The 3251-nt window shown below is 74.5% G+C and carries 3 protein-coding genes; 1 reads left to right on the top strand and 2 read right to left on the bottom strand.

Annotated elements, in window-relative coordinates:
• Window positions 1–185: 185 nt before the first annotated feature.
• Window positions 186–1418 carry a serine hydrolase domain-containing protein gene (locus tag AB0D66_RS34330; protein WP_362311068.1) on the top strand — a complete coding sequence of 411 codons (1233 nt, stop codon included), beginning with the start codon at window positions 186–188 and terminating at the stop codon, window positions 1416–1418.
• Window positions 1419–1473: 55 nt separating this feature from the next.
• On the opposite strand, the gene AB0D66_RS34325 is transcribed toward AB0D66_RS34330, so the two are convergent.
• Both AB0D66_RS34325 and AB0D66_RS34320 read right to left on the bottom strand, forming a co-directional pair.
• On the bottom strand, window positions 1474–2190 hold the full coding sequence (locus tag AB0D66_RS34325) for an LmeA family phospholipid-binding protein (RefSeq protein ID WP_362311067.1): 717 nt from the start codon (window positions 2188–2190) through the stop codon (window positions 1474–1476).
• Complete coding sequence (locus AB0D66_RS34320) at window positions 2187–3143, bottom strand: MMPL family transporter (RefSeq protein ID WP_362311066.1); 957 nt, start codon at window positions 3141–3143, stop codon at window positions 2187–2189. Before AB0D66_RS34320 ends, AB0D66_RS34325 begins: the two co-directional genes overlap by 4 nt.
• Window positions 3144–3251 lie beyond the last annotated feature (108 nt).

Raw genomic sequence — 3251 nt, 5'->3', positions numbered from 1 at the left:
GGGCGGACCGCCCGCCACGAGCCTATACAGCGGGCCCGTACCGGCCCCGTCAACGACCCACGCTCCTCACCCGCGGCTCCCGACCCCGCGGGGCGCCCGCCGCCGCGGCCCCGGTCGCCGGGTGGGCCGGCGGTTCCTACGATGGAGGGACAGCCTCGGGGACCGGTGTTCAGGGGTGATGCGCCATGCGCAGCTTCCGGGCGTTGCCCGCGATGGCGGCCGCCTCCGTGCTCCTGACCGCGCTGTGCGCGGGACAGGCTCCCGCGTCGGCGCCGCAGGGCAGGGCGGACGTCGACGCCGCCACGGCCGAGCGGCTGGACGACGCGATCACCGCCGCCATGGAGAAGGCGGACATCCCCGGTGTCAGCGTCGGGCTGTGGTTCGACGGCAGGAGCTCCTACGAGCGCTCCTTCGGCGTCTCCGACACCGCCGCCGGCACGCCCATGAAGACCGACCTGTTCACCCGGATCGGCAGCGTCACCAAGACCTTCACCGTCACCGGCGTCCTCCAGCTCGTCGACGAGGGCAGGCTGCGGCTGGACGATCCGGTCTCGAAGTACCTCGACGGCGTGCCGGGCGGCGACCGGATCACCATCCGCCAGCTCGCCGACATGCGCAGCGGGCTCTTCAACTACACCGAGGACAAGGCGTGGCTCGCCGCTTTCCAGGCCGATCCGACCCGCGCCTGGACTCCGCAGGAGCTGCTGGACATCGCTTTCAAGCACCCGGCCGAGTTCCCGCCCGGCGCCCGCTGGGAGTACTCCAACACCAACACCGTGGTCCTCGGCCTGCTGGTCGAGAAGCTCAGCGGCCAGAGCCTCTCCGCCTACCTGCGCGAGCACGTCCTCGATCCGGTCGGTCTCGACGACACCGCGTTCCCCACGGGCCCCGAGATCCCCAGCCCGTACGCACACGGCTACACCGACTTCACGCCCGGCGGGAAGGTCGCCGACGCCTCCCTGTGGAACCCGTCCTGGGGCTGGGCGGCCGGCGCGATGACCTCCACCCTGGACGACCTGCGCACCTGGGTCCCGGCGCTGACCGGCGGGAAACTGCCCGACGGCGGGCGGCTGCTGAAGCCGGCCACGCAGGCGGACCGGATGCGCGCCCTGCCGACGGGCCACCCCGGTGTGGGATACGGGCTGGGCATCGCCGACATCAACGGCTGGGTCGGGCACAACGGCGAGCTGCCCGGCTACGAGACGATAGCCGCCCGGCTCGCGCAGGACGGCGCGGTCCTCGTCGTCATCGTCAACTCCGACATCGACAAGGGCACGGGCAGCCTGAGCACCCTCATCGGCAAGACCGTCACCGAGATCGCGACCCCGGAGCACCCGTGGTCGCTGCCGGCCGCGGCGCAGCCGAACACCCCGCCCGACGCCACCCCGCCGGCCCCGCCGAAGCCGTCCGGTTCCTGACGGGGCATACCGTCAGCCGGCGCCCGCGCCCCGCGCCCCGCGCCCCGCGCCCACGTCACGTTCCGGGCAGGGCGCCGGGGCCGCCCGTCAGGGCGACGTGCACGCCGTCCGGCCGGACCTGTACGGAGGTGGCCGTGAGCCCGAGCGGGTAGTCCCGGCCACCCGCCTCCGCACCGAGGCCGCCCTCGCCGAGGCCGAGCCGGGCGGTGGGGACGGAGCGGCCGAACACGGTGAACCCCTCGACGGCCAGCGTCACCTTCCCCCTGGCGAGTACGGGACGCAGCGTCAGCTGCCCCGCGCCGCCCGGGCCGACGGCGGCGAGGACGGTACCCGCGGCCGGGTCGGTGGTGACCGCGGCCACCGGCACGGAGGGCGCGGCGCCGCGGATCGCCGCCGCGATGGACTGCGGGGAGGCGGTCACCTGCGCGCGGGTGCCGGCGACGGACGCCCGGTCGCCGAGTCGGACCCCGTCGAGCCGTGCCCGGACGCGGACGTGGGAGAGGCGTCCGATCCGGGCGTCGTCGCTGCTGACGTCGAGGTGCGGGATGCTCCCGCGCCCCAGGTCCCACAGGAGGAGACCGCCGGCCGCGCGGACCGACACGCCGTCGCCGAGGGCGGGTGCGGCCGTCGCGACGCGCTCGCGCAGCACGGAGCGGGCCGTGAACTCGGCCGCCCCTGTGGCGAGTACGGCCCCCGGGACCACGGCGGCCGTGACGGTGAGGACGAGGTGGCGGCGCAGGGCCGCCCGGATCCTCGTGAGGCGCTGTCTCACCGGCTCTCCTCCCGCAAGCGCACGGGGACGGTCAGCGAGGCGGGTCCGGGCTCCGGGGCGGGCGGGGGCCCCTCCGGGTCGAGACGCGGCAGGAGGCGGTCCAGCCGGGCGGGGAGCCACCAGTTGGCGCGCCCGAGGAGGTACATGGACGCGGGGACCAGGAGCAGGCGCACCACGGTGGCGTCGATGACGACGCTGACGCCCAGGCCGAGCGCGAGCATCTTGACGGCGACGTTCGTGGAGAGCAGGAACGCGAGGAAGACACTGGTCATGATCAGCGCCGCGCAGGTGATGACGCGGGCCGTGGTGGCAAGGCCTGTGGCGACGGCCAGGTGGTTGTCCCCGCGGTGCAGCCACGTCTCGCGGATCCGGGAGAGGAGGAAGACCTCGTAGTCCATGGAGAGCCCGAAGACGATCGCGAACATCATCATCGGCACGTACGACTCCACGGGCACCTTCTCGGTGACGCCGAACAGCGCGCCGCCCCAGCCCCATTGGAAGACCGCGACGACCACTCCGTAGGCGGCGGCGATGGAGAACAGGTTGAGCACGGCGGCCTTGAGCGCGATCAGCGGGCTGCGGAAGACGGTGAGCAGCAGCAGGAAGGCGGCGGCCACGACCACGCCGATGATCAGGGGCAGTTTGGCGGCGAGGGTGTCGGTGAAGGTCTGGGCGGCGGCGGTCGTGCCGGTGACGTAGCCGGTGGCCCCGGTACCGGACAGCGCTTGCGGCACGGTGTCGTCCCGCAGGGTGTGGATCAGGTCGGCGGTGGCCGCGTCCTGCGGGCCGGTGGTGGGCGTGACCGTGGTGACGAGCAGGACGTGGTCGGGGCTGGGAGCAGGGGGCGTCACGGAGGCGACGCCGGGTACGGCGGCCAGCGAGCGCTCGAGCGAGCCGGCGAGGGCCCGGCGCTGCGCGGCGTCGGCGACCTGCCGGCTGTCGAGGTGGGCCACGACCGTCAGCGGGGGGCGGACCGCCCGCCACGAGCCTATACAGCGGGCCCGTACCGGCCCCGTCAACGACCCACGCTCCTCACCCGCGGCTCCCGACCCCGCGGGGCG

Origin of the sequence: Streptomyces sp. NPDC048270 (assembly GCF_040652335.1) — a bacterium.
Taxonomy (GTDB): domain Bacteria; phylum Actinomycetota; class Actinomycetes; order Streptomycetales; family Streptomycetaceae; genus Streptomyces.
The sequence above is the reverse complement of the archived record's forward strand: the minus strand, read 5'-3'. Positions and strand labels throughout refer to the sequence as shown.